Annotated in this window: 1 pseudogene; it reads left to right on the top strand. The window is 59.6% G+C overall.

From position 1 onward, the window contains the following. Positions 1–274 (top strand): annotated as a pseudogene (locus ACWGS9_RS35590) (DDE-type integrase/transposase/recombinase); the annotation flags it as partial. Positions 275–329: the final 55 nt, after the last annotated feature.

Here is a 329-nt window from a genome sequence, read left to right as displayed (position 1 = left end):
CACAGTCGAGTTTTGGTTTAGCGAGCAGCGCGGCCTGCCGGCGACCAAGCGCTTCTTCAGAAAGGCGCTGGAGCGTCATCGCCGACCGGATCGCTTCGTCATCGACGGTAGCCAGACAAATCACGAGGCGATCCTTTCCTGCGACACCACAAATCGCGTGCAGGATCGCGCCCAGCGCCGGCTGAAGCCGATCGGCATCCGCCGGAGCCAGTATTTGAACAATCGGATCGAACAGGACCATCGGCACATCAAGGGGTCGGAACAAGATCTGCTTTCCCAGGCACGCTAAGACCGAACGAAGCATGAACATCAAGCTGCGCGAAGTCGGC

This window comes from Mesorhizobium sp. Arg314, assembly GCF_053714275.1.
Note: the sequence above shows the minus strand (reverse complement) of the source record. Positions and strands in the feature narration are given on the sequence as shown.